The organism is Ancylobacter sp. FA202 (genome assembly GCF_000380205.1).
Lineage (GTDB): Bacteria > Pseudomonadota > Alphaproteobacteria > Rhizobiales > Xanthobacteraceae > Ancylobacter.
This window is the reverse complement of sequence record NZ_KB904818.1, coordinates 3,749,720-3,772,892: the sequence shown is the minus strand read 5'-3', so window position 1 is coordinate 3,772,892 and position 23,173 is coordinate 3,749,720. Positions and strand designations below refer to the sequence as shown.

Below are 23,173 nucleotides of genomic sequence, written 5' to 3'. Positions count from 1 at the left end.
AGGGACGGCCAGACGGATAGCGAGGCCCGAAGTGTGACGCAGGAGAGGTCGAGGGGACTTGTCTGAGGGCGCACCGATTGTTGGATGGGCAGATGCCAAGGCGCAGGCATGTCAGCCTAATTAATGAGCATTTTGCGCCGGGCGAAGCGTTACGCCTCGCCGGGCGCTACTTCTCGATGATCTCACGAATGCGGGTCGCCAGAATGTCCATGGCGAACGGCTTGGTGATCATCGCCATGCCAGGCTCCAGAAAACCCGATGCCAGCGCCGCATTTTCGGCATAGCCGGTCATGAACAGCACCTTGAGCCCGGGTCGGGAGACGCGCCCGCCATCGGCGACCTGTCGCCCGTTGAGGCCCGGCAGGCCAACATCGGTGATCAGCAGGTCGATGCGCTGGCGGGACTGGAGGATTTCCAGCCCCTTCGGGCCGTCGCTCGCCTCGATGGCGCGGTAGCCGAGTTCGTTCAGCACCTCGACAATTAGACCGCGCACCACAGGTTCGTCTTCGACTACCAGCACGACTTCCCCGGCCTCCGTCCCCGGCGCCTCGCCGAGGGCACTCACGCCGTCGTCAGCATCATCATCGCCGCGATAGCGCGGCAGGTACAGCTTGATGGTCGTTCCCTGCCCGAGCTCGGAATAGATGCGGGCATAGCCTTCGGACTGGCGCGTAAAACCATAGACCATGGAAAGGCCGAGCCCCGTGCCCTGCCCGATCGGCTTGGTGGTGAAAAACGGCTCGAAGGCGCGGGCGATCGTCTCCCGGCTCATGCCTGTGCCGGTATCGGTGACGCAGATGCAAACATACTGGCCCGGCTTGACCTCACGCTCGCGCGCCGCAAACAGGCTGTCGAGATGGGCGTTGCAGGTCTCGATCGTCAGCTTGCCGCCTTCCGGCATGGCATCACGCGCGTTAATCGCAAGGTTGAGAATGGCGCTCTCCAGCTGGTTCGGATCGCAGCGCGTCAGCCAGAGACCGCCACCGAGCACCAGTTCGAGCTCGATCCGCTCGCCCAGCGTCCGTCGCAGCATGTCCTCCAGCGAAGCGATGAGCGGGTTGGCGCGCACGGGGCGCGGATCGAGCGGCTGGCGGCGCGAAAACGCGAGCAGGCGATGGGTGAGTGCGGCGGCACGGTCGGCGCAGGTCCGCGCTCCCCCCACCCAGCGCGCAAGGTCGTCCGTGCGCCCTTGGGCGATGCGGTTGCCGAGAATGTCGAGGCTGCCAGTGATGCCCTGCAGCAGATTGTTGAAGTCGTGCGCGATGCCACCGGTGAGCTGGCCGACCGCCTCCATCTTCTGACTCTGGCGCAGCGCCTCCTCGACCGCCCTCTGCTCGGTAACGTCGCGCCCCACCGCATGGATACGGCCATTGCCGGGCACGGCGCTCCAGGCCAGCAGCCGGTACTCGCCCGCCTTGGTGCGATAGCGGTTCTCGAAAGCGAAGGTGGCGGCACCGCCCGAGGAGCCGGCCAACTCGCGGGCATTGGCTTCGAGATCTTCCGGGTGCAGGAAGTCGGCGACCCTCCGGCCGACCATCTCGCCCTCATCCCAACCGAGCAGCCGCTCTGCCGATGGGTTCACCGCCGTGATGGTGCCCTCGAAATCGCAGACCAGCATCAGGTCCTGGCTGATCCGCCAGAGTCGATCGCGATCCTGGGCAAAGGCCTCCTCGGCACGCTTCTGCGCCTCGATGTCGGTATTGGTTCCGACCCAGGCGCTGATCATGCCTCGGGCGTCGATCAGCGGCACCGCCCGCGCCAGATGCCAGCGATAGGAGCCGCCGGCGTCCCGCAGGCGCATCTCCGCCTCATAGGTTTCGCCCGAGGCCACCGCTCGCGTCCAGCGCTCGCGCGCGATCGTCAGGTCGTCGGCATGCACGAGGCCGGTCCAGCCCTCGCCGTCGAGACTGCCGGGCGCGGCACCGGAATAGACGTAGATCTGATCGTTGAACCAGTCGAGCGCGCCATCGGCACGGGCCGTCCACACCTGGTTGGGCATGTTCTGCGCCAGTGCGCTGAACTGCGCCTCGCTCTTCTCCAGCGCCATCTGGGTGCGGCGCCGGTCGGTGACATCCTGCACCGCGCCAACCATGCGGACAGGGCGGCCGGCCTCGTCGCGCTCATAACCCGCCTTGCGCGCGATGATGCGTTCCTCGCCCGTGTCGTGCCGGCGGATACGGTACTCGACATCAAGCAGCGCCAATCCCGCCTCGCGGCTCGCGACGTTGGAAATGCGCAGCGCATCCTCGGGTATCACCAGCCGCTCGACCATCGACGCCGGAATTTCCGCGGCCGGGGGCAGGCCGAAGAGCCGGCAGAATTCGGCGGTGGCGTGGATCACATTGCTGGTGATGTCGATGGAAAAGAGGCCCACCCCACCCGCCGCCTGAGCGCGACGCAGCTGTTCTTCGCTCTGGCGAAGCGCTTCCTGCGCCGCGTATTCGGTCGTTCTGTCTCGGATGAGCTTGACGAAGCCGATCGGGGTCCCGGCCGCGTCGCGCAGGGGCATCATCTCGCTCAGGCCCCAGAAGCGCTCGCCCGAGCGCTTCTGATGCCAGCGCGCGTCATGGGCGCGGCCGGAGGAGAGCGCCTCGTCCCGCTTGGCCTGCGGCCGGCCGGCCTGACGGTCCTCCGGCGTAAAAAAGGCGTCCACCGGCTGGCCCAGCATTTCCATTTCGGTCCAGCCAAGCATTTCGGCAGCACCCCGATTCCACAGGGTGCAGCGCCCGTCGAGATCGGTAGCGACGATGCCGTAGTCGACGGCGCTGTCGAGAATCTGCCGGTGATGGGCCTCGCGCTCGCGCAGGACTCCCTCGGCTCTGGCACGCTGGATATGCGCCCAGGACCGCTCCGTGACCTCCCGGATCACGCTCAGCTCATAGTCTGACCAGTCATGCGGCGCTTTGTCGTGAACCGCCATCAGCGCGATGAGGCGCCCCTGCTTGAACAGCGGCATGCAAATCGTCGCCGCGACGCCCAGGGCGGCGAAAGCAGCGGCCTCCTGCGAGGGAAGCTCGGCGCCGGTGTCACGGAGGATCAGCGGGCGGCCGGCACTCAGTTCGCTGGAGACACGGCTACCGAAATCGGCGAGGCGATAATGGCCGAGGATCGAGAGCGAGCCGGGCGCGTGCCAGTTGCCACGAATGGTGAAACCATCCTCGTCCTCGTCCATATCGGCATAGGCGCAGATGGAAACGCCGAGATGCTCCGCTGTCATACGGGTCGTGATGGCGAGAATTTCGCCCGCGTCGCGGCATTCGGCCACCGCACGCCCGAGAGCGTCGAGAAAGCGCAGCCGCGTCTCACTCTCCTCCAGAGCAACCCGGGTCCGATGCGCTTCCGTCACCTCCACCACGACAGCGATGACGCCGGCGGGAGTTCCGTCATCGCCGGCCACCGGCGAGTAGTCCAGATTGAGCCACACCTGCTCGGGATGGCTGTCGCGGTGCAGGGTCAGCGGCAGGTCCCGGTAGCTGAGCGTCGCGCCCGACAGGCCCACCCGCATGACATTGTCGTTGAAGTCGGCGACCTCGGGCCAGCCTTCCCGGACATTCGATCCCAGAAGTCGGCTGTCGCGCCCGCCGGCGAAGGCGGAATAGGCGTCATTATAGATCATCACGCCATGCTCGCCCCACAGCAGCACGAGCGGCACGGGACTGGCGAGCATCAGGCTGACCGTGTTGCGTAGGCTGGAGGGCCATGCCGCAAGAGGGCCGATCGGCGTGGAGGCCCAGTCAAATTCCGCAATGCGGCGCGCAAGTGCCCCACCGCCGGCAGATGGTGCGCGATCGGTGGCAACGACGCTCTCGTCCAGCCGCACGTCAAACCCCATGACACGAGTCGGCCCTGAACCCAGCCGGACAGGGCTCCGACCTGCCAGAACGCACGAATGTCGGGCCGGTTCCACTCCGGAATGCAATTTAGATCGCAAGCCTATCGGCGCCGGCCATCACCCAACCTTCAGAAAAATCTTGCCCTGGCACGGCCCGGCGCGGCCCGCTCATGCGCCAAGCGCGCGGCGGCGAGCCGATAGGTGCTGTTGAGCACGACTCGGATCGTTTGAGCTGCTGCCGGTTCTATGGACACCCAGCCAGGCTCATCCGACTTTCATTTCGAACTCGGCGGGGCTGACGTAGCCGATGGGCGAGTGCCTGCGAACCGTATTGTAAAAGCGCTCGATGCAATCGAACACATCGGCCCGGGCGCCGTCACGAGTTCAGTAGACCTTGCCCCATATCCGTTCGTTCTTGAGCGAGGAGAAGAAGCTCTCCATTGCCGCGTTATCCCTCACCTTGCCGGATCGGCTCATGGAATATGTAACGCCATTTTCGGCCAGCGGTTTCTGGAAGGGCTGGCTCGGGTATTGGCTGCCTTGATCCGAGTGGTGGAGCAAGGCAACCGGCTTGCCGCGGCGCCAGATCGCCATGATGAGCGCGTCGGTGACGAGCGCTGCGGTCACTCGACCTTGAACTCCCGGCCAAACGTCGGTCGTTGCAGCTGCGGCCCCCAGCTTCATGAAACACCCAATTTCAGTGGCCACAGAACCGGCAGCAGGCCAAACATCGCTACCAACAAACTGGCTAGGGTGACACTCAGCGCTACAGGGTGGGAAGAATTATCCTTATATATCAGAGGTATCGTGCGATATGTGGCACGGCGCAGGATGGTCTGAAACCACCCGAGTTCGCTCCCACTCACTGATCGAAATGCCGCATAGGATTTTGAAACCGATAAGATTTTTATGCTTCAGAAGGATCAGCCCCGCCTTCGAGGCCGTCAGAATACTACGGTATTGATTTAAAAAGGCAAATTGGCTCAGAATAGTATTCTGAGCCTTCGCGGACTATCGAGGTCAATCGACCCTTTTCGCTGCGGCGCGCCTCATCTGGCTCAGGTGTCGCCACGTGGCACAAGAAAATCCGTAACGTGCTGAGCGAACAGGTCTGCCCGCGTGCGCGGGTAGAAATGCCCGCCATCGAACGCGACAAGTGTAGCGCCCGGAATGCCGCGTGCGAGGCGCTCGGACTGTGCGAAGAGGATCATCTCATCGTCGCGCGCGCCCAGGACCAGGGTCGGCGCCCGGATTCGGCCGAGCTCCGCCGCCCGATCGAACGCCAGCAGCATGCGGATGCGGGCCATCGCGACCGAGAGCGGCGCGAGACTCTGCGCTGCCCTGCCGACCGCCGCATTGAGCTCTGGCTCATGGGCGGCGATCCAATCCGCATCATAACCCAGCACATGGGTGAAGGCCTGGTAGATGTCCGGACGGCCGGCTTCGAGAAGCGCGAGCCGGGCCTCGAAAAGGGCATGGAAACGCGCATCCGGGCCCGGCCAGCTGCCCGAGATGACGAGGCGGTCGGCTCTCTCGGGGCTGTCGAGGGCAAGAGTCTGGACGACGGCGCCGCCGGTGGAATGGCCGACAAGATGCGCCCGCGCCCATCCGGCCTCGTCCATGATCTCCACGACGTCGCGGGCGATGCGCTCGATTGTGTAGGGCCCCTCCGGCCGGTCACTGCGCCCAGCGCCACGATGATCGACAATCAGGAGCCGGAAGCGGGCTTCCAGCGGCTCCGCGACCGGCTCCCAGAAGCGCCCGTCACCACCGAGCCCCGGTATCAGCACCACATCGGGGCCGTCGGCGCCTCGCACCTCGAAGTGCACGCGGCAGCCATCGGATGTCGTCATCAGGGGCATGGCTGGACCTCAGATCGGCTGCTCGCCCGTGTATCCCGGCCAAGTGTCGCCCAGCCGGAAGCCGTCCGGGAATGGGTCGGTCGGGTCAAGCACATATTGATGGAAGGCGGTGATCCACCCCGGTCCGGTGATGGTCGGCAGCACGGCCGGCAGGCCGGCAAGTTCGGTGGTGCCGCGCAGCCCGCCGATGAACTCGGTGCCGATCAGCGAGCGGTGCAGGAAGCGCTCGCCCACCTGCAGCAATCCCTTCGCGTGCAGCACCGCCATCCGCGCGCAGGTGCCGGTGCCGCAAGGTGAGCGATCGTGCCGGCCCGGCGAGACGATGACTGTGTTCTTCGAGACGAGGCCCTGGTCATCGCGTTCCAGCGGCCCAGCGAACAGGGTCTGGTTGATGGTGTGGATCTCCGGGTTTTCCGGGTGCACGCAGGGGATCTGCTCGGCCGCCGCCGCCTTGATGCGCTCGCCCACCTCCACCAGCTGTGCGGCCTCCTTCAGCTCCAGCCGGAAGCCGAGCGAGGCCGCGTCCACGATGGCGTAGATCATGCCGCCATAGCCGACATCCACAGTGATGCGGCCGAGCCCCGGCACCTCGACCTCGCGGTCCAGCGCGAAGGCAAAGCCGGGAACGTTGTCGAAGGTCACGTTCACGCACTTGCCGTCACGGCATTCGGCCGAGACTTTCACCAGCCCGGCGGGCGCTTCCAGCACCAGATTGGTGACAGGCTCCTGCATGGGGATGATGCCGGTCTCCAGCAGCACGGTGACGGTGCAGATGGTGTTGGTGCCGGACATCGGCACATAATAGTCGGATTCGATGATGACGAAGCCGGCATCGGCTTCCGGCGTCGTCGGCGGCAGCACCAGGTTGACGCATTGTGAGACACGCCCGCGCGGCTCGTTCAGCAGGAACCGGCGCAACTCGTCGCGATGCGTCTGAACATATTGCATCTTCTCGAACATGGTCTTGCCGGGCACGTCGCGCACGCCCCCGGTGATGACCTCGTTGAGCTCACCGGCGGCGTGCGCTCCGACGACGTTTATCATGCGGCTGAAGCGCATCGTTCTCTCCTCAGGACGCCGAACGCGCGGCGCCGGCGAGCGCCGTGACCGTCGCCTCAAGAACGCCGAGAACCCGCTCGCGCTCGGCTCCGATCAGCGGCAGGCGCGGGGCGCGCACCCATTCGGGCGCGCCGTAGACGACCTTCTCCGCCAGCTTGATGTATTGGACAAGCTTGACGTCAGTATCGAGGTGGAAGGCCGGGGTTAGGATGCGGTAGAGCGCGCGGGCCTCATTGTAACGCCCGGCGATGCACAGGTTGAACAGTTCGACGCACTCCGCCGGCCAGGCATTTGTCATGCCCGACACCCAGCCGGTAACGCCGAGCGCGGCGCTTTCCAGCAAGAGGTCGTCGACGCCGCAGAACACCGAGAAACGGTCGCCGCACTCATTGTAGAGGTCGGTGACGCGGCGGATGTTGCCGGTCTCCTCCTTAATGCAGACGATGGTCTCCACATCCGCAATTTCGTTTAGAATAGAGGGGGTTACATCGACGCCATAGGCGATCGGGTTGTTGTAGATCATGATCGGCAAGCCGCAGCTGGTGCCAAGGGTGCGGTACCAGGCTGCCGTCTCGCGCGGGTCGCTCTTATAGGCGATGGAGGGGAAGGCCATCAGGCCCTGCGCGCCTAGCTTCTCGTAATGGCGGGCGGAGGCCAGCGCCTCGGCCATGCCGACATGGGCGAGGCCCGAGAGCAGCGGCACCCGGCCGGCGACCACTTCCTTGGCGGCGAGGATGACGCTCTCGCGCTCGGCGGCGGTCAGCGAGGCGTTTTCTCCCAGCATTGGCAACACGATAACGCCGGACACGCCGTTGTTTATCAGCCGGTCGATGCTGGCCTGGGTGGCGGCGAGATCGAGGCTTTCATCCTCCTTGAGCTTGGTGGTGACGGCGGGAAAGACTCCGGTCCAGCGGGTCATCGCGTGTCCTTTCGGAAGACAAAACGGGTGGCGGTGGGTTGGTCGATCAGTGCAGTGAGGTGATCGATCAGTGCAGTGGGGGTAAGGCAGGGCACGACACCGAGGGCGGCGATGTCGGCGGAGACGTCGACCGGCAGACCCGAATTCGAGTCCTCGGGAACCTGGTTGAGCCGCCCGCCGATGCAGACCGGGATGCTGGCCCCGGCGCGGGTGAGCGCCTGGGTGACCTCGCGGGCGTAGCGCAGCGCGATACCATTATAGGTGCTGATGGCGATGATGTCCGCGCCGGCGGCCAGCGCGGCGGCGACGAGGTCGTCGGCATCGACCGAGGTGCCTCCGTCAACCGTCGCGACGCCGAGATGGCCAAGCGTGCGCTCGATGAGGTTCTTGCCGTGCTCATGCACATCGCTGGAGGCGACGCAGGCGGTGAAGCCGCGCGCGGCGAGGCGGGCGGCGTCCTCCGGGGGCACCCGCCTCGCCCAGTCGCGCGCGGCGTGCTCCAGCTCGTCCACCCATTCGGCCTGCGCCACCGGAAGGCGCCCGCTCCACGCCTTCGCCTCCGGCGCGCCGGCGCCGAACGCGGCTTCCAGGCGCTTGGGACCGATGCGGCGCAGGGCAAGCATCGTCTGGGCGGGATCGGCGGGGTCGATGCCCGCTTCCTCCAGCCCGGCCAGCGTTCGCGCGGCAAACAGACGGCCGCCCTGAACCAGCCGCTCGGCCAGCGCGTCGACGGGCGCGGTCTCGATCAGCCCGGACGAGCCGGCGGCATGTTCGGCGAGGCGGTGGGCGAAAAGCTGGGCGTCGATGATCTCGTCAATATCGGGGATGCGCTCATTCTCGGTGACAGGCACCGGATTGACCGCATGGCCCGTGTGCCGGCGCCCGAGCGCCCAGATGTCGGCCTGCAGGTAGCTCGCCAGGCTGGCATAGTTGCCGGCGGGCGTGGATTTGTAGCTCACCGTGTTGCCGAAGATCATCGTGCCCGGCGTGTCGGTCACCTGAGCCAGCGCGGCGTGGAAGGCCATGCGCACCAGCGGCGCGGTGAAGTGGTGGCCGAAGCAATGCGACAGCCGGGCGCCGATCAGCGTCTCGACGATATGCTTTTCCACCAGCACCATGCCCAGCGCCGAGCTCATATCGGCGAACAGGCCGGCAAAGCCGTCGTCGAGATTGGAATGCACCAGCACCTCGACCGGTTGCGCGGCGATGAGGCCGAGCGCGGTGACGGTGGCGTGGGTGGTGGCGACATCGTCGTCCCAATCCGGCAGGCGGAAGGTGAAGTACTGGCCGAGATTGCCGATGGCGGTGGCCCCAGCCGCCAGCGCGCCCTTGGTGTTCTCCAGCGCCCCCGGCAGGCCCAGCATGAAGTCGCCGAAATGCGCGGCGGCGGGCGCGGCATTGGTGATGCGGGCGAAGCTCTCCGCCCCTTCCAGCACGATGCCGGTTCCGCGTCGGCTGCCCTTCCGCATTTCCGGGGGGTAGCCCATCGACATGTCGAGGGTGATGCCGAAACGGTCCACCCGAGCGCCGTGCCGGGCGCAGGCGGCGTGAACGTCGGCGATCGCGGCGACCGTTCGTTCGACGCTGCGGAAGCCGATATGGGCGTGCTGCATGACGCGCCCGGCGAGCGCCTCGCGGCGCTTGTACGCGGCCTCGCTTGCCACATTCTCCGCGTCGAGGAAGGCGTTGCGACCGACCGTCCAGTCCCGCGCCAGCGCCCGGCCCGCAGCGACGAGTTCCCCGCCAGGCTGCAGAGTCGGCGGAATCAGCTGGTCGCGGGAGGGAAGCGGCGCGGTCATCGGCGGACTCTGTCAGCGCATCGGGGAGAGCGCGGTGGGGGCGAGCAGGCGGGTCTGCTGGCTCTGGATCATGCCCTTGATCGCGGCGAGATAATCCTGCCACGGCGGATGGGCGAGCATCAGCGCCCGGCGCGCCTCGCGATCGGCCATGCTGTCATAGCGCCACAGCGCGACGACATGGTTCAGCTCGCCGATCTCGGTGACGAAATGGCCGATGAACGTGCCGAGATAACGCTTCTGGATGTCGAGGCCGAGCGTTTCATAGGCGTTGAGGAAATCGCCCATCCGACCGGGCACGATGTGGTAGTCGCGCTCTTCGAGGATCATCGCCGCCTCACGCCAGCTGGAAGCCGAAGGCGAGCGGGTCGCGCTCGTCGACGGTGATGGTGTTGTGGCCGTAGACGCGGGCCCAGCCTCCGATGCTCGGGCGGATGGCCGGACGGCCGGCGACCTCGGCGGCGCTCTCCACCCGACCGTGGAACAGCGTGCCGATGATGCTCTCATGCACGAAGTCGTCCCCCACCTTCAGCAGCCCCTTCGCCACCCGCTGAGCCATGCGCGAGGAGGTGCCGGTGCCGCAGGGCGAGCGGTCGATGCCCTTGTCGCCATAGAACACCGCATTGCGGCCATGGGCCTCCTTGTGCTTAGGCCCATCCGCCCACATCACATGGCTGACGCCATTGATGCGGGGGTCCTCGGGATGAACCGGGGCCACCGCCGCCTGCACGGCCGCGCGCACCGCCGGGCTCCACTTCAGGATATCCTCGGCCTTCATGCCGTCGAGGCCGGCCCAGTTCTTCTGCGGCTCGACGATGGCGTAGTAATTGCCGCCATAGGACACATCGACGATGAGTTCGCCGATGCCAGGCACGTCGACGGTGATGCCTTCGGCGTGGAGATAGCTCGGGATGTTGAACAGCCTGACCTGATCGACGAAGCGGCCATTGCGCGTGTACTCGACCTCCACCCGCCCGGCCGGTACTTCCAGCGCCAGCCTTCCCTCCACCCGCGGCACCACGAAGCCCTGTTCGAGCGCCACGGTGACGGTGCCGATGGTGCCATGACCGCACATCGGCAGGCAGCCGGAGACTTCGATGAACAGCACGCCCAGCTCGCAATCCTCCCGCGACGGCGGATAGAGGATCGAGCCGGACATCACGTCGTGGCCGCGCGGCTCGAACATCAGCGCCTTGCGCACCCAGTCATGGTCGCGCAGGAAGATCTGCCGTTTCTCCGCCATCGACACGTTGGGCAGCAGCGGCGCGCCGCCCGCGACCACGCGCACCGGATTGCCGCAGGTGTGAGCATCGACGCAGAGAAAGGTATGCGGGTTCATCACGGGCTCCGCGTTTCAGTTGAAGCGTTGGATGGCGAAGGGGGCGACGTCGACGCAGGTCTGACGGCCAGCGACCAGTTCGGCGATGAGGCGGCCAGTGGTCGGGCCGAAGGTCAGCCCGGTATGGCCATGGCCGAAAGCGTAGAACACATCGTCACGGCGGGGCGAGCGGCCGATGACCGGGAGCGAATCCGCCGTTGTCGGGCGATGCCCCATCCAGCGCGTGCCGCCCTCAATGTTCAGCCCCGGCAGGAAGCGGCGGCCCAATTGGGCAAGCGCGTCGGAGCGGGCGTAGTTCGGCGCCGCCTCAAGCCCGGCGAACTCGGCCGCGCCGCCGATGCGCAGCCCGGCCTCGATCGGGGTGGCGACGAAGGCGCGTTCGGCGAAAATCACCTCGCGGGAGAGCGAAACGCCGGGCGCGGGCAGCGTGGTGTTGTAGCCGCGCTCGCTCTCGATCAGCGCGCGGTCGCCGACCTGCCGGGCGAGCCGGCCGGACCAGGCGCCGGCGGCAATCACCAGACGCTCGAAGGCAACGCGCCGTCCGTCCTGCGTCACCGCCTCCTTGCCGGCAATGCCCGCGACCGCACCTTTCACCATCGTCACGCCGCGCGCCTCAAGATGGGCGCGCAGGCGGTCGACGATGCGTTTGGGATCGGAAACATGCGACCATTGCGGGGTCATGATGGCGTGGCGGATCGTAGTCGCGAGCGCCGGCTCCAGGGCCCGCGCGGCCGCGCCGTCCATCTCCTCGCAGACGAGGCCGTGGCGGCGGCGAAGGTTATGGAAGCGCTGGTCCGCCTCGAAGCCCGCGCGCGTCTCGTAGACCCACAGCGCCCCGACACGGTGCAGGTCGCCCATCAGGTCGAGCTCGGCGAGCAGCGGCAGAAGGTCGTCATAGGTGCGGGCCGACAGCGTGGCGAGCGAGGCGGCGATCGCCTCCACCCGGTCCCAGCGCCCCTCTTTCAGAAAGCGCAGCAGCCAGGGCAGCAGCTTGGGGAAATGACCGAGGCGCAGCGACAGCGGGCCGAGCGGATCGGCCAGCCAGCCCGGCACCTTGAAGGCGAGGCCCGGCACCGAGGCGGGGATGATCTCGGTGACGCCGATGCCGGCGGCATTGCCGAAGGAGCATTTGTCTCCCGCCGGATCGCGGTCGAGCACGCTTACCTCGTGCCCCTCCGCCCGCAGCGCGTGGGCACAGGAGAGGCCGACAATGCCGGCGCCGATGACGAGAATGCGCGACATGTCGGCGGCTCTCTTAGATGACCAGGGAGGCGAAGTGGCGCCGTACCGCCTGGGCGAGGCTCAGCGCGGTGACGGCGGAGGTCTTGGGGTTGTCGGGTGAGGGCAGATTGGTAAAGCGCAGGCTCGCGGTGCCCGCCGGGCTCTCGACCTCGATCTCGTGCGTGTTGCCGCTGACGGCCGGGTCGGCGATCACCTGCACGTTTACCCGCGCCGGGCGGGCGGCCAGCGCTACTGTCAGCCCGGCATTGAGATTGCGCGGGTAGCGGCGGGCCGCCTCGGCCGCGCTGCCCTCGAACAGGACGACCGCCGAGGCAAGGCGTTCCGGCGCGTGGCCGAGCGCCGCGAGCTCGGCGCTCCATGCGGCCGGCGGCTTGCGGGAGACGTAGCGCACCTGCGCGCCCTCGATACCCGCCACGGCGGCCAGATAGTCGAGCCCGCCAATGGCGCCGGCGGGCACGATGAGCCGGGCGCCGCTCGCCTTCGCGGCCCCGGCTAGCCGCTGCCGAAGGTCATCATCGGCCAGCGCCCCGGTGGAGGCGATGACGAGGCTGATACCGGCCCTGAGAAGCAGGGTGCCATATTGCGCCACCGCGCCCTGCCCCGCCGCCTCGACGACCAGCGCGGGCCGGGCGACGATGAGCGCCGCCACGTCAGGCAGAGCGCGGACATTGGCAGGCAGTTCGGCCGCATCGTGAGTCAGCACGGCGAGGCGATAGGCGGGGTCGCGGCCGAGATCGGCGGCCAGCGCCCGGCCAATGGCGCCGAAACCGATGAGAGCGACGTCCCGCGTGGCGCCCATCACCTCACCAGGCCGACATGCCGCCATCGACGGTGAACATGGCACCGGTGGCGAAGGAGGCTTCATCCGAGGCGAGCCAGAGGATGGCGTTGGCAATCTCCACCGGCTGCGCCCAGCGATTGATCGGCGAGCGCGCCTTGAGCTTGGCCTTGAAGGTCTCGGGGTCAGGATGGTTCTCGACCATCCTGTCGAAATAGCTCGACCAGGTGACGCCCGGCGCCACGCAGTTCACCCGGATGTTCTGCTCGGCATGGTCGAGCGCCATCGCCTTGGTGAGCGCCGCGACGCCGCCCTTGGAGGCGACATAGGCGGCGCGGTCGAAAATGCCGACGGTGGCAACATTGGAGGCCGTGTTGACGATGGTGCCCCCGCCCTGCGCCGCCATGACCGGGATCGCGTGCTTGCAGCACAGGAAGACGCCCTTGAGATTGACCGCCATCAGCGCATCCCACGCCTCCTCCTCGGTATTTACAACCGTACCGGGGATGCCGTAGCCAGCATTGTTGGCGAGGATGTCGAGCCGGCCGAAACGCTCCACCGCGCTGTCCACCATGCGCTTCACGTCGTCGCTGCGGCTGACGTCGACGGCGATGGCGGCGGCATTCGGGCCGAGGCGTTCGGCGACCTGCGCGGCTCCCTCGCCGTTGCGGTCCGCCAGCAGAACGCGGGCACCTTCCCGCACGAAAAGTTCGGCCGCCGCTTCACCGATGCCGGCGGCGGAGCCAGTGATGATGGCGACCTTGTCTTTGAGACGCATGGATTCCTCGATCGTCGGGAAGGGCACGAACGCGCGGGGCGCCGACTCAGGGCTGGCGCTGGTCGATGGGCTGCGCCGCAAACACGGTGTCGCGCTCGATCTGCAGCACGTTTTCGGGCCGCGGGAACGGCTCCGGCGTCGGCTCGTCCGGCTGGCGGGGACGGCCGATCAGGCGGAAGAAATCCTCCAGCCCGTTCGGCACGATCAGCCACGTCCAGAGGATGTCCTCGGTGCCCTCATTGATGAACATGTGCCGGCGGTTGCGGCCGATGAAGAAGGCGGAGCCCGGCTGCATCTCGTGGCTCACGCCCTCGACCACGGCACGGCCCTTGCCACGGATGACGAAGATAACTTCCTCATTGCGGTCATGAGCATGCTCGCGCACATAGCCGCCCGGCGGCACGGTCTGAGTTCCGAAGCCGATGGGAAATTCCATCGGCACCAGATGCGGCGCGAAGATCACGTCGATATGGCCATTGGCCGGCACCGGCTGCCAGTAACTGACCTCCTCGCCCGGCTGCTTCACGAGCACATCGCCGAGATGGGAAGTGGCGTCCGTCTGGGCCGCCCGGCCCGCCTGTTCCGACATGAGTCTGCTCCGCGCGTTGGGGAGAGGATTGAATACAATATTCAGCCTAGACACTCAGAATGGAGAATAAAAGATGAAAAAATAGGCAACTATGTCGCCATATTGCCTAATAATTGTTCTTGTTGATCCGTATCAATTGAATATCGTATTCAATATGGAGCTTGTGGAATGGTCGTGAAAATCGGTCGTCAGTCGTTGACGGACCAAATCGTCACCGAATTGCGGCGCCAGATCATCATCGGTCAGCTGCCCGAAGGCGCCCCGCTGCGCCAAGAGAAGCTGGCCACAGAGCTGGGGGTTTCCCGTGTCCCTCTGCGTGAGGCGATCCGCCAGCTGGAGGCCGAGGGCCTCGTCGTATCGGAACTGCACAAGGGGACGGTGGTGTCGTCCCTGTCGCTGGAGGAGATCGAGGAGCTGTTCGAAATCCGTGCGCGCATGGAAACCTGGCTGTTCGAGACGGCCATTCCGCGCCTGACGGAAGAGGATTTCGCCCTTGCCGAGGCGGTAACGGACGAAGCCATGGCGAGCGGCAGTGTCGAGAACTGGGGCGAACTGAACTGGCGCTTCCATGAGGCGCTGTATCGCCCGAGCGGTCATCTGATCGCGCTCAAACTGCTGCGCACCGTGCACGACAACGCCAATCGCTACGTGAACCTGCAGATCGCGGTGGCGGAAGACGTGGAACGCGAGCTCGCCGACCATCGCGCGCTCATCGCCTTTGCCCGGCTCGGCGATATCCGCCGGGGCGTGGACACGCTGCGGGCGCACATTCAGCGCGTCTCGCGCAACCTCATCGCGTCGCTGGCCGAGGGTAGGCTCGGAAAGGCGCGCGACATCGCTTGAAGTACGGGCTGCCGGCGCGTGTTGGCACCCTGAAGCAACGGTCCGGAACGGACCCCAGAGAGAAGGGAACTGACATGCGTATCAAGAGCATACTCTACGCTGCCGTTGCCGTGGCCGCGCTGACGGGAGCGGCGCGTGCCGATATCCTCATCGGCACGGCGGGTCCGACGACCAACGCCGAGGCGCTGTTCGGCACCACCTGGCAGAACGGCATGGAACTCGCCGTGCGCCAGGCCAATGCGGCGGGTGGCGTCCACGGCCAGAAGCTCGTGCTGGTGCGCGACGACGATGGCGGCGACCCCAAGCAGGGCACGCTGATCGCGCAGAAGCACTGCGACGAAACCGGCATGCTCGCCGTCATCGCCAATTTCAACAGCGGCGTGACCATCCCGTCTTCTGATGTCTACAACCGTTGCGGCATGCCGCAGGTGACCAACGCCTCGAACCCGAAGGTCACCAAGGCCGGCTACAAGAACCTGTTCCGGCCCATCGCCAACGACCTCTCGCAGGGCGCGGCCCCGGCGGACTATGCGCTGGCCAAGCTCGGCGCCAAGAAGGCCGCGGTGGTTCATGACAAGCAGGCCTTCGGCCAGGGCGTCGCCGAAGTGTTCCGCGAGAACTTCACCAAGGGCGGTGGCACCATCACCTCCTTCTCCGGCATCGCCCAGACCGACGTCGACTTCAGCGCCCTGCTCTCCTCGATCCGCGCCGAAAACCCCGACGTGGTGTATTTCGGCGGCGTCATGCCGGCGGTCGGCCTGTTCGTGAAGCAGGCCCGCGAGCTCGGCATCAAGGCGACCTTCTTCGCCGCCGACAGCGCGTTCACGCCGGACTTCATCGCCGGCGCCGGGCCCGCTTCGGAAGGCACCGTCGTCTCCTTCCAGGCCCCGCCCTACGATTCCTCGCCCGCCCTGCAGAAGTTCGCGACCGACTACAAGGCCGCCTTCGGCGAGGATCCCGGCCCGTACTCGGCCTATGGCTATGTCGAGGCCACCATCATCATCGAGGCGATGAAGAAGGCGCCGACGCCGCTCACCCGCGCCGGTATCGTCACCGAGATCGCCAAGAGCGACTTTGACGGCCTCGTCGGCCACGTCGCCTTCACGCCGGCCGGCGAACTGCAGAAGCCCTTCCTGTTCCTCTACGCGGTCAAGGACGGCAAGTTCGCGCTGGTCCAGTAGCTGTCGCCTTCCTCGACGGAGTTCGCTTCACCGACAGACCCCCTCTCGTCGTGAAGCCTCCTGGTCCGGCGCCTGCGCGCCCTCGCGCGCTGCGCCGGACCTCTTTCCGCCCGCTACCGCAAGCAACGGACCGAAAGGCTGACATGGGCGCCCTCATTCTCCAGCAGACGATCAACGCCCTCACCGTCGGGTCGATCTACGCGCTCATCGCGCTCGGCTACACGATGGTCTACGGCGTGCTGCGCCTCATCAACTTCGCCCACAGCGAACTTTTCACCGCCGGCGCCTTCATCGGCCTCGCCCTTGCCGGCGCGCTCGGCATTGCCGGCCACCCGACGGGCGGGCTGCTCGTGGGCCTGATCACCTTCGTGCTGGTCGGCCTTGCCGGCGTCAGCGTCGAGATCGTCGCCTACCGCCCGCTGCGCGGCACCTCGCGCCTCGCGCCGATGCTCTCGGCCCTCGGCATGGCGGTGGTGATCCAGAACGCGGTGATGCTGATCGGCGGCCGGCGGCCGATGATCTACCCCTCCTTCCTGCCGTCGGGGGTGATCGACGTCTTCGGCGCCGTCGTCAGCTACAAGCAGATCACCATCTTCCTGGTCGCCGTGGTGCTGATGATCGGGCTGGAGCTGTTCGTGAACCGCACCAATCTCGGCGTGCGCATCCGTGCCGTGGCTGAGAATGCCGAGACCGCCTCGCTGGTCGGCATCAACCCGAACATGGCGATCTCGCTGATCTTCTTCATCGGCCCCGGCCTCGGCGCCGTCGCCGGCATCCTCTATTCCTCCTTCTACGGCGTGGCGACCTTCACAATGGGCTTCGTCATCGGCATGAAGGCGTTCACCGCCGCCATTCTCGGCGGCATCGGGTCGATCCCCGGCGCGGTGCTGGGCGGGTTCCTGCTCGGCGCGATCGAGACCTTCGGCACCGCCTGGATGCCGGTGCTGACCGGCGGCGTCATCGGCACGGAATATCGCGACATCTTCGCCTTCTCCGTCCTTGTCCTGATCCTGCTGTTCCGCCCCGCCGGCCTGCTCGGCGAGCATGTCAGCGAAGAAACCAGGGTGTACAAGAGTGACTTCTGACGCACCGAACACAGGCGGAGCGGCGGCCGGCGCGCTGGGCCCGGCCCCTGTCCGCACGATGCGGATCTGGCCGGGGGCGCTCGCCATGGCGCTTGTGCCGGTGCTGGCACTGATCGCCGGCCAGTTCCTGCCAGCCTATCCGCTGCGTATCCTCGACATGATCCTGCTCTACGCCATCCTCGGCCTGGGGCTGAACATCATCGTCGGTTATGCGGGGCTGCTCGATCTTGGCTATGTCGCCTTCTACGCCATCGGCGCCTATTCCTGGGCGCTGCTGGCCTCCGGCCAGTTCGACATCCACCTGCCCTTCGCGCTGGTGCTGCTGATCGGCGCCAGCCTCGCCGGCCTCGCCGGCATCCTGCTGGGCATTCCGGTGCTGCGGCTGCGCGGCGACTATCTCGCCATCGTCACGCTTGGCTTCGGCGAGATCATCCGCGTGCTGATGAACAATCTCGACGGGGTGACCAACGGTCCGCAAGGGATCGCCCGCATCGACGAGGCGCACCTGTTCGGCTGGACCCTGAGCACGCCGCACGACTTCCTCTATCTCCTCGTGGCGCTGCTGGTCGTGGTCTTCCTCTTCGTCTGGCGCATCCAGGAGAGCGCCCTCGGCACCGCCCTTTCCGCCGTGCGCGAGGACCAGGACGCGGCGCGCGGCTGCGGCATCGACACGACGCGGGTCAAGCTCGTCGCCTTCGCCTTCAGCGCCTTCGTGGGCGGCGGCTGCGGGGTGGTGTTCGCGTCCATGCAGCGCTTCGTGAGCCCGGAGAGCTTCACCTTCTGGGAGTCGCTCATCATCGTGCTGGTGATCGTGATCGGGGGCCTGGGCAACCCGTTCGGGGCGCTGCTTGGCGCGACGCTGCTGATCCTCATCCCCGAATTGCTGCGCGCCTATGCTGACTACCGGCTGCTGCTCTACGGGATGGCGCTCGTGATCATCATCCTCGCCCGTCCGCGCGGCATCATCAGCCGGGCTTTCGGACCAAGCTGGCTGATGCGCCGGCTGGGAGGCGGCAAATGCTGACCTTCGACCATGTCACCAAGCAGTTCGGCGCACTAAAGGCGATCGACGACGTTTCCTTTGCAGTGAAGCCCGGCATCATCACCGCGGTGATCGGGCCGAACGGGGCCGGCAAGTCTACCCTCGTCAACATGGCGGCCGGCTCCTACGGCGTCAGTTCCGGCCGCATCCTGGTGGACGGCGTCGAGCTGCAGCGGCTGCCCAAGCACCGCATAGCCCATGCCGGGCTGGCACGAACCTACCAGAACATCCGCCTGTTCGACGGCATGAGCGTGGTGAAGAACCTCGAAGTGGCGCTGGTGCCGCCGCAGGTCGGACGGCTCGTCGCCGACACGTTCGGCTTCACCCCCCGAACGGTGGCCGAGGAGCGGCGGGCGCGCTGCCACGCGGTGCTCGAACGGCTCGGGCTCGCGGCCCATGCCGAGCGGCAGGCGGGCAGCCTCGCCTATGGCCAGCAGAAGCTGGTCGAACTGGCCCGCGCCATTGTCGCCGCGCCGCGCGTGCTGCTGCTCGACGAGCCGGCTGCCGGGCTCAACCATGGCGAGACCGAACTGCTCAAGCAGCACATTCTCGACCTGCGCGCACCCGACCTCGCCATGGTGCTTATCGAACACGACATGAAGCTCATCATGTCCATCTCCGACACCATCGTCGTGATGAATCGCGGGCAGGTGCTGGCGCAGGGCACCGCTGCCGACATCCGGGCCAACATCGAAGTGCAGGAGGCGTATCTTGGCCAGCCAGGAGCCATCAAGGACATCGAGGCCGCTGCTCGCGGTCGACGCAATCGAGTCCGGATACGGGAGGGTGAAGGTCTTACATGGCATCAGCCTTGAGGTCCTGCCCGGCGAGATCGTCTGCCTGATCGGCCCCAACGGCGCCGGCAAAACCACGCTGCTGCGCACCATCAGCGGGCTGAACCGCGCCACCAGCGGTTCCATCCGCTTCAAGGGCGAGGATGTCGTGGGACTGAAGCCGCACCAGATGGTCCGGCGCGGCATCGGCCATTGCCCGGAAGGGCGCCGGGTGTTCCAGCTCTCGGTCGAGGAGAACCTCATCACCGGCTATATCGCAGGCCGGGGCAAGAGCTTCGCCGAGCTGCGCGACCAAGTGTACGGGCTGTTCCCGATCCTTGGCGAGCGCCGCCACCAGTCGGCCGGGCGGCTCTCCGGCGGCCAGCAGCAGATGGTGGCGATCGGCCGCGCGCTGATGGGCAGCCCCGAGCTTCTTCTGCTTGACGAGCCCTCTCTCGGCCTCGCCCCGATCATCATCCACCAGATCTTCGAGATCGTGCTGAAGCTCGCCGAAAGCGGGGTGTCGATCATTCTGGTCGAGCAGAACATCGACCTCTCTTTCGAGGTGGCCGATTTCGTCTACGCGCTGGAGCACGGTTCGCTGCAATGCTCGGGGCCCGCCGCCAAGATGGCGGCCGACCCCCGCATCAAGGACATCTATCTGCCGGGCCTCGACAGCCACGGCGCGCACTGAGGCGGGAAGCACCATGTACAATCTCGACGGACGCGTCGCCCTCGTCACCGGCGGGGCGGTCGGCATCGGCCGCGGCATCGCCACCCGCCTGGCGCAGGAGGGGTGCGATGTCGCCATTCTCGATCTCGACCTCGCCGGGGCGCAGGAGACCTCCGCCCTGGTGCAGGCAGCCGGCCGCCGCGCGCTCGCACTCGCCGTCGACGTCGCCGACCCCGCCTCGGTGATGGCCGCGGTGGCGCAGGTGAAGGCGACGCTCGGACCTATCGACATTGCCGTGAACAACGCCGCCATCACCGCCGTCGGCAAGGTGGTGGACATCGACGTGGAGGCGTGGCGGCGTGTGTTCGCCATCAACACCGACAGCGTGTTCCATGTCGCCAAGGCGGTGCTGCCGGACATGATCGCGCGCCGCGCGGGGCGCATCGTCAACATCGCCTCGTGGTTCGGCAAGATCGGCAAGCCGAACTATGCCGCCTATTCCGCATCGAAGGCGGCGGTGATCGTGTTCACCCAGGCGCTGGCCGCCGAGGTCGCGCCGCTCGGCGTCAATGTCAACGCCGTCTGCCCCGGCTCGATCGTCGGCACGCGGATGCGCGACGACGCCGACCGGATGTCCCGCGAGCAGGGGCTGCCCACCGCGAAGGAACGCGAACACCTCATTCCGATCGGCCGCGTCGGTGGCCCCGACGACATTGCCCGCGTGGTCGCCTTCCTCGCCTCGGACGAATCCTCGTACATGACCGGGCAGGCGATCAACGTCACTGGCGGCCTGTGGATGAACTGACCCCGCTCATCGCGCGACGAGAGCAGGAAAGTCCGAAAGATCGGCGAGGCGTGGCACGTCGGGCGGAAAGAAGTCCGGGGCGCCCTCCGCCACGATGGCGACGAAGGGAATGCCGAGGTCGCGCGCGGCCTCAAACTCGGTGGTGGAATCGCCCACCGCCAGCGCTTCTTCCGGTGCGAGGCCCTCCACATAGAGGATTCGGCGGAACTCCTCCTGCTTGTGCTTGGGCGCGCCGGCCACCGACGCGAAGAACGGCGTGAGCCCGCGCTGCGCCAGCACCGCGATCAGTTCGTTCTCCGGCATGCCGGAGACGAGATGAAGTGGAACCCGGCCGTGCAGCGCCCGCAAGGTCTCCCGCGCTCCCGGAATAAACGGCACCTCCAGCATGGCGGTTTCGATGAAAGCGGCGAACCGTCTGCACAACGCATCGAGCGAGTTCGGGTCGGCCGGCCGGCCGAAGAGGCTGCGCTCGAAATGGACGAACTTTTCGCGTCGCCCAATGCCTCCGTGCCGCTGCTGATAGTCGACGACTGCGGCGATCTGGCCCGCGTCCTCCCCCGCATAGCAATGGGCGAAGGCCTGTGTCTTGACGCCAGCGGAATCGAGGATGACCCCATCAAAATCGAAAATGATCGCTTTGACCTGCGGTGCGGGATTTGAGTCCATCAAACGGTCTTCCTGTCTCATATCATCGCCGGCCGGCATCCGTCGTGATGCTGGCAGGCCCTGCCCTGTTCGGCTGAAATTGATCCCCCCTTGTGAACACCCAGGCTCGCGCCCGCCCGCCGGGCTAGCCCTGTGATCGGCGCAGCTGTGTCGCAGCAAGGGGAACGAGCGCGGAGCGCCCTCCGAGAAGGCGCCCCCCGCTCGCCTTCCTATCCGTCAATCCCCCACAGCTGAGGATGGCGCGCGAAGTACGCGATCAGCATTTCGGTGAGAACCCGGACTTTCCGTGCCGTGTGCTGGCCCGGCGGCCGAACGACATAGGCGCCCGCCGAAGGTGGAGGATAGCGTGTCATCACCGGAACGAGCGCGCCGGACGCCACATAGTCGTGGGTGACGCAGTCGGGAAGCCAGGCGATGCCGAGCCCTGCCGCCGCGGCCGCGGCAAGCGCCATGGCATTGTCGGCCTTGAATCGCCCCTGCGGCTGAACCGTGATGATCCGGTCGCCATCCAGGAACTGCCAGGATTCTGTTCCCTGCATGAGGGCCTGATGGTCGATGAGCTGGTCCACCGTCTCGGGAGAGCCGTGGGTTCTGATGTAAGCCGGGCTTGCGACCAGCTTGCCATAGATCGGCCCGACACGCTTGGCGACCAGATTGGAGTCCTGGAGGTAGCCGACCCGGATCGCGCAATCGAAACCTTCCGCGATCAGATCGACGAAGCGATCGCTGTACGAGGTATGGACGTGGAGCTGCGGGTGGTGTTGCGCCATTTCCGCTATCACGGGGGAAAAATGGGTCGGGCCGAAGGACAGCGGCATGGCCACCCTCAGGCGACCGCGCAACTCGCCGGTGGGGAGGATCGCTTCCCTCGCAGTATCGATCTCGGCGCTCGCCCGGGCCGCGTGATCCCGGAAAGTGATCCCGGCTTCGGTGAGCGCAGCGCCGCGCGTCGTTCGCGCCAGCAACTGGACGCCAAGTTCGGCCTCGATCCGGAAGAGCCGACGGCTGACGATCGATTTGGAGATGCCGAGCCGGCGCGCGGCGGCCGACACGCCCCCGGCATCGGCCACCGCCACGAATGTCCGAAGGTCCTCAATGTCCAATTCGCGTTCCTCCTTCAGCGACACAGCTTACCGGACTCCGGCACTATCCCATCACGCAAAGGAACAGCAAGTTGCGGCCCGGCAACGGCGCCTGTTGGCGCTTGTCTCCGGTGAACTCATTGCCGTCCGTGGCGGCAGAGAAAGGAAGACGTGATGACCTTTCGCAGTGGCCTCGCCTCGCTTCTTCGTCCCGAGGAGTCGGTTCTCGTTCTCATCGACCACCAGCCCTACCAGCTCGCCAATGTGAACAGTCACGAACCGCAGATGGTGATCAACAACACGGCGGGGCTGGCCAAGGCCGCCAAGGCCTTCGGCGTCCCCACCATCCTGACTTCCGTGATCGCCGCGCGGGGCGGCCTGCTCTTCCCCCAGATCACCGAGGTGTTTCCCGGGCAGGAGGTGATCGACCGCACCTTCATCAACACTTGGGAGGACCCCAAGGTGGTTGACGCGGTCAAGGCGACGGGCCGCAAGCAACTCATCATCGCCGGACTATGGACCGAGGTCTGCGTGGCGATGCCGACAATCCAGGCTCTCGGAGAGGGCTGGGATGTGACCGTGATTACCGACGCCTCCGGCGCTGTTTCGGTCGAGGCCCACCAGGTCGCCATCCAGCGCATGATCGCCGCCGGCGCGAACATGATGACCTGGCTGGCGCTCGCGGCCGAATGGCAGCGCGACTGGGCCCGGATGGATACCGCCCTCAAGCTGACCGAGGTCATTACCCAGCATGCGGGCGGCAGCGGCATTGCCTATCTGTGGGAGCAGCAGCTGCTCAACACGCCGGTGCCGACCGAGGGTTGATCAG

21 protein-coding genes and 1 pseudogene are annotated in these 23,173 nt (G+C 66.6%); 8 read left to right on the top strand and 14 right to left on the bottom strand.

What is annotated here, in order from left to right; translation table 11 throughout:
* Positions 1 to 166: 166 nt before the first annotated feature.
* The 12 genes and pseudogenes from A3M1_RS0117275 to A3M1_RS0117220 all read right to left on the bottom strand — a co-directional run bounded on the left by A3M1_RS0117275 (position 167) and on the right by A3M1_RS0117220 (position 14,194).
* Entirely contained in the window at positions 167 to 3,667 is a 3,501-nt protein-coding gene (locus A3M1_RS0117275) for a PAS domain S-box protein (RefSeq protein ID WP_371258758.1), read from the bottom strand.
* 429 nt (positions 3,668 to 4,096) lie between these two features.
* Positions 4,097 to 4,456 (bottom strand): annotated as a pseudogene (locus A3M1_RS0117270) (IS3 family transposase); the annotation flags it as partial.
* 434 nt (positions 4,457 to 4,890) lie between these two features.
* Positions 4,891 to 5,694 carry an alpha/beta fold hydrolase gene (locus A3M1_RS0117265; protein ID WP_018390247.1) on the bottom strand — a complete coding sequence of 268 codons (804 nt, stop codon included), beginning with the start codon at positions 5,692 to 5,694 and terminating at the stop codon, positions 4,891 to 4,893.
* Positions 5,695 to 5,703: 9 nt separating this feature from the next.
* Positions 5,704 to 6,753, bottom strand: coding sequence for a proline racemase family protein (locus tag A3M1_RS0117260; protein ID WP_018390246.1), 1,050 nt, complete (start codon positions 6,751 to 6,753; stop codon positions 5,704 to 5,706).
* A gap of 10 nt (positions 6,754 to 6,763) precedes the next feature.
* Positions 6,764 to 7,672, bottom strand: a complete 909-nt coding sequence (locus A3M1_RS0117255) for a dihydrodipicolinate synthase family protein (protein WP_018390245.1) — start codon at positions 7,670 to 7,672, stop codon at positions 6,764 to 6,766.
* The gene (locus A3M1_RS0117250) at positions 7,669 to 9,471 is read right to left on the bottom strand and encodes a cobalamin-dependent protein (RefSeq protein WP_018390244.1); all 1,803 of its coding nucleotides are present in this window, start codon (positions 9,469 to 9,471) and stop codon (positions 7,669 to 7,671) included. Before A3M1_RS0117250 ends, A3M1_RS0117255 begins: the two co-directional genes overlap by 4 nt.
* Positions 9,472 to 9,483: 12 nt before the next feature.
* Positions 9,484 to 9,798, bottom strand: coding sequence for an NIPSNAP family protein (locus tag A3M1_RS0117245; protein ID WP_018390243.1), 315 nt, complete (start codon positions 9,796 to 9,798; stop codon positions 9,484 to 9,486).
* A 7-nt stretch (positions 9,799 to 9,805) separates the two neighbouring features.
* Positions 9,806 to 10,807 carry a 4-hydroxyproline epimerase gene (locus tag A3M1_RS0117240; protein WP_018390242.1) on the bottom strand — a complete coding sequence of 334 codons (1,002 nt, stop codon included), beginning with the start codon at positions 10,805 to 10,807 and terminating at the stop codon, positions 9,806 to 9,808.
* Positions 10,808 to 10,822: 15 nt separating this feature from the next.
* Positions 10,823 to 12,049, bottom strand: a complete 1,227-nt coding sequence (locus tag A3M1_RS0117235; protein ID WP_018390241.1) for an FAD-binding oxidoreductase — start codon at positions 12,047 to 12,049, stop codon at positions 10,823 to 10,825.
* A gap of 13 nt (positions 12,050 to 12,062) precedes the next feature.
* Positions 12,063 to 12,848 (bottom strand): aspartate dehydrogenase, encoded by a 786-nt coding sequence (locus A3M1_RS0117230; RefSeq protein WP_018390240.1) that lies wholly within the window; start codon positions 12,846 to 12,848, stop codon positions 12,063 to 12,065.
* A gap of 4 nt (positions 12,849 to 12,852) precedes the next feature.
* Positions 12,853 to 13,605: an SDR family oxidoreductase gene (locus A3M1_RS0117225; protein ID WP_018964038.1), complete on the bottom strand. Its 753-nt coding sequence runs from the start codon at positions 13,603 to 13,605 to the stop codon at positions 12,853 to 12,855.
* A gap of 46 nt (positions 13,606 to 13,651) precedes the next feature.
* Positions 13,652 to 14,194, bottom strand: a complete 543-nt coding sequence (locus A3M1_RS0117220) for a cupin domain-containing protein (RefSeq protein WP_018390238.1) — start codon at positions 14,192 to 14,194, stop codon at positions 13,652 to 13,654.
* Positions 14,195 to 14,362: 168 nt separating this feature from the next.
* Here A3M1_RS0117220 and A3M1_RS0117215 point away from each other — a divergent pair, with 168 nt between their 5' ends.
* The 7 genes from A3M1_RS0117215 (at position 14,363) to A3M1_RS0117185 (ending at position 20,596) form a co-directional block, all read left to right on the top strand.
* Entirely contained in the window at positions 14,363 to 15,037 is a 675-nt protein-coding gene (locus A3M1_RS0117215; RefSeq protein ID WP_018964039.1) for a GntR family transcriptional regulator, read from the top strand.
* Between the two features lie 74 nt (positions 15,038 to 15,111).
* Positions 15,112 to 16,218, top strand: a complete 1,107-nt coding sequence (locus tag A3M1_RS0117210; RefSeq protein WP_018390236.1) for a branched-chain amino acid ABC transporter substrate-binding protein — start codon at positions 15,112 to 15,114, stop codon at positions 16,216 to 16,218.
* A gap of 143 nt (positions 16,219 to 16,361) precedes the next feature.
* Positions 16,362 to 17,303, top strand: a complete 942-nt coding sequence (locus tag A3M1_RS0117205) for a branched-chain amino acid ABC transporter permease (protein WP_018390235.1) — start codon at positions 16,362 to 16,364, stop codon at positions 17,301 to 17,303.
* Positions 17,293 to 18,327 carry a branched-chain amino acid ABC transporter permease gene (locus A3M1_RS0117200; protein ID WP_198291139.1) on the top strand — a complete coding sequence of 345 codons (1,035 nt, stop codon included), beginning with the start codon at positions 17,293 to 17,295 and terminating at the stop codon, positions 18,325 to 18,327. Before A3M1_RS0117205 ends, A3M1_RS0117200 begins: the two co-directional genes overlap by 11 nt.
* Positions 18,321 to 19,160, top strand: coding sequence for an ABC transporter ATP-binding protein (locus tag A3M1_RS0117195; RefSeq protein ID WP_018390233.1), 840 nt, complete (start codon positions 18,321 to 18,323; stop codon positions 19,158 to 19,160). The genes A3M1_RS0117200 and A3M1_RS0117195 overlap by 7 nt, the downstream gene beginning before the upstream one ends.
* Positions 19,132 to 19,812, top strand: coding sequence for an ABC transporter ATP-binding protein (locus A3M1_RS0117190; RefSeq protein ID WP_018390232.1), 681 nt, complete (start codon positions 19,132 to 19,134; stop codon positions 19,810 to 19,812). Before A3M1_RS0117195 ends, A3M1_RS0117190 begins: the two co-directional genes overlap by 29 nt.
* A gap of 13 nt (positions 19,813 to 19,825) precedes the next feature.
* Entirely contained in the window at positions 19,826 to 20,596 is a 771-nt protein-coding gene (locus A3M1_RS0117185) for an SDR family NAD(P)-dependent oxidoreductase (protein ID WP_018390231.1), read from the top strand.
* Positions 20,597 to 20,602: 6 nt separating this feature from the next.
* Here the strand turns inward: A3M1_RS0117185 and A3M1_RS0117180 are convergent, their stop codons facing one another.
* Together A3M1_RS0117180 and A3M1_RS0117175 are read right to left on the bottom strand one after the other, a co-directional pair.
* The gene (locus A3M1_RS0117180; RefSeq protein WP_018390230.1) at positions 20,603 to 21,262 is read right to left on the bottom strand and encodes an HAD family hydrolase; all 660 of its coding nucleotides are present in this window, start codon (positions 21,260 to 21,262) and stop codon (positions 20,603 to 20,605) included.
* Positions 21,263 to 21,471: 209 nt separating this feature from the next.
* Positions 21,472 to 22,365, bottom strand: a complete 894-nt coding sequence (locus tag A3M1_RS0117175; RefSeq protein WP_026221363.1) for a LysR family transcriptional regulator — start codon at positions 22,363 to 22,365, stop codon at positions 21,472 to 21,474.
* 153 nt (positions 22,366 to 22,518) lie between these two features.
* Here A3M1_RS0117175 and A3M1_RS0117170 point away from each other — a divergent pair, with 153 nt between their 5' ends.
* Entirely contained in the window at positions 22,519 to 23,169 is a 651-nt protein-coding gene (locus A3M1_RS0117170) for a hydrolase (protein WP_018390228.1), read from the top strand.
* Positions 23,170 to 23,173 lie beyond the last annotated feature (4 nt).

Coding starts and splice junctions, on each gene's coding strand:
- A3M1_RS0117275 (WP_371258758.1), bottom strand. CDS start 3,667: ATGCTCGCCAGTCCCGTGCCGCTCGTGCTGCTGTGGGGCGAGCATGGC.
- A3M1_RS0117265 (WP_018390247.1), bottom strand. CDS start 5,694: ATGCCCCTGATGACGACATCCGATGGCTGCCGCGTGCACTTCGAGGTG.
- A3M1_RS0117260 (WP_018390246.1), bottom strand. CDS start 6,753: ATGCGCTTCAGCCGCATGATAAACGTCGTCGGAGCGCACGCCGCCGGT.
- A3M1_RS0117255 (WP_018390245.1), bottom strand. CDS start 7,672: ATGACCCGCTGGACCGGAGTCTTTCCCGCCGTCACCACCAAGCTCAAG.
- A3M1_RS0117250 (WP_018390244.1), bottom strand. CDS start 9,471: ATGACCGCGCCGCTTCCCTCCCGCGACCAGCTGATTCCGCCGACTCTG.
- A3M1_RS0117245 (WP_018390243.1), bottom strand. CDS start 9,798: ATGATCCTCGAAGAGCGCGACTACCACATCGTGCCCGGTCGGATGGGC.
- A3M1_RS0117240 (WP_018390242.1), bottom strand. CDS start 10,807: ATGAACCCGCATACCTTTCTCTGCGTCGATGCTCACACCTGCGGCAAT.
- A3M1_RS0117235 (WP_018390241.1), bottom strand. CDS start 12,049: ATGTCGCGCATTCTCGTCATCGGCGCCGGCATTGTCGGCCTCTCCTGT.
- A3M1_RS0117230 (WP_018390240.1), bottom strand. CDS start 12,848: ATGGGCGCCACGCGGGACGTCGCTCTCATCGGTTTCGGCGCCATTGGC.
- A3M1_RS0117225 (WP_018964038.1), bottom strand. CDS start 13,605: ATGCGTCTCAAAGACAAGGTCGCCATCATCACTGGCTCCGCCGCCGGC.
- A3M1_RS0117220 (WP_018390238.1), bottom strand. CDS start 14,194: ATGTCGGAACAGGCGGGCCGGGCGGCCCAGACGGACGCCACTTCCCAT.
- A3M1_RS0117215 (WP_018964039.1), top strand. CDS start 14,363: ATGGTCGTGAAAATCGGTCGTCAGTCGTTGACGGACCAAATCGTCACC.
- A3M1_RS0117210 (WP_018390236.1), top strand. CDS start 15,112: ATGCGTATCAAGAGCATACTCTACGCTGCCGTTGCCGTGGCCGCGCTG.
- A3M1_RS0117205 (WP_018390235.1), top strand. CDS start 16,362: ATGGGCGCCCTCATTCTCCAGCAGACGATCAACGCCCTCACCGTCGGG.
- A3M1_RS0117195 (WP_018390233.1), top strand. CDS start 18,321: ATGCTGACCTTCGACCATGTCACCAAGCAGTTCGGCGCACTAAAGGCG.
- A3M1_RS0117185 (WP_018390231.1), top strand. CDS start 19,826: ATGTACAATCTCGACGGACGCGTCGCCCTCGTCACCGGCGGGGCGGTC.
- A3M1_RS0117180 (WP_018390230.1), bottom strand. CDS start 21,262: ATGGACTCAAATCCCGCACCGCAGGTCAAAGCGATCATTTTCGATTTT.
- A3M1_RS0117170 (WP_018390228.1), top strand. CDS start 22,519: ATGACCTTTCGCAGTGGCCTCGCCTCGCTTCTTCGTCCCGAGGAGTCG.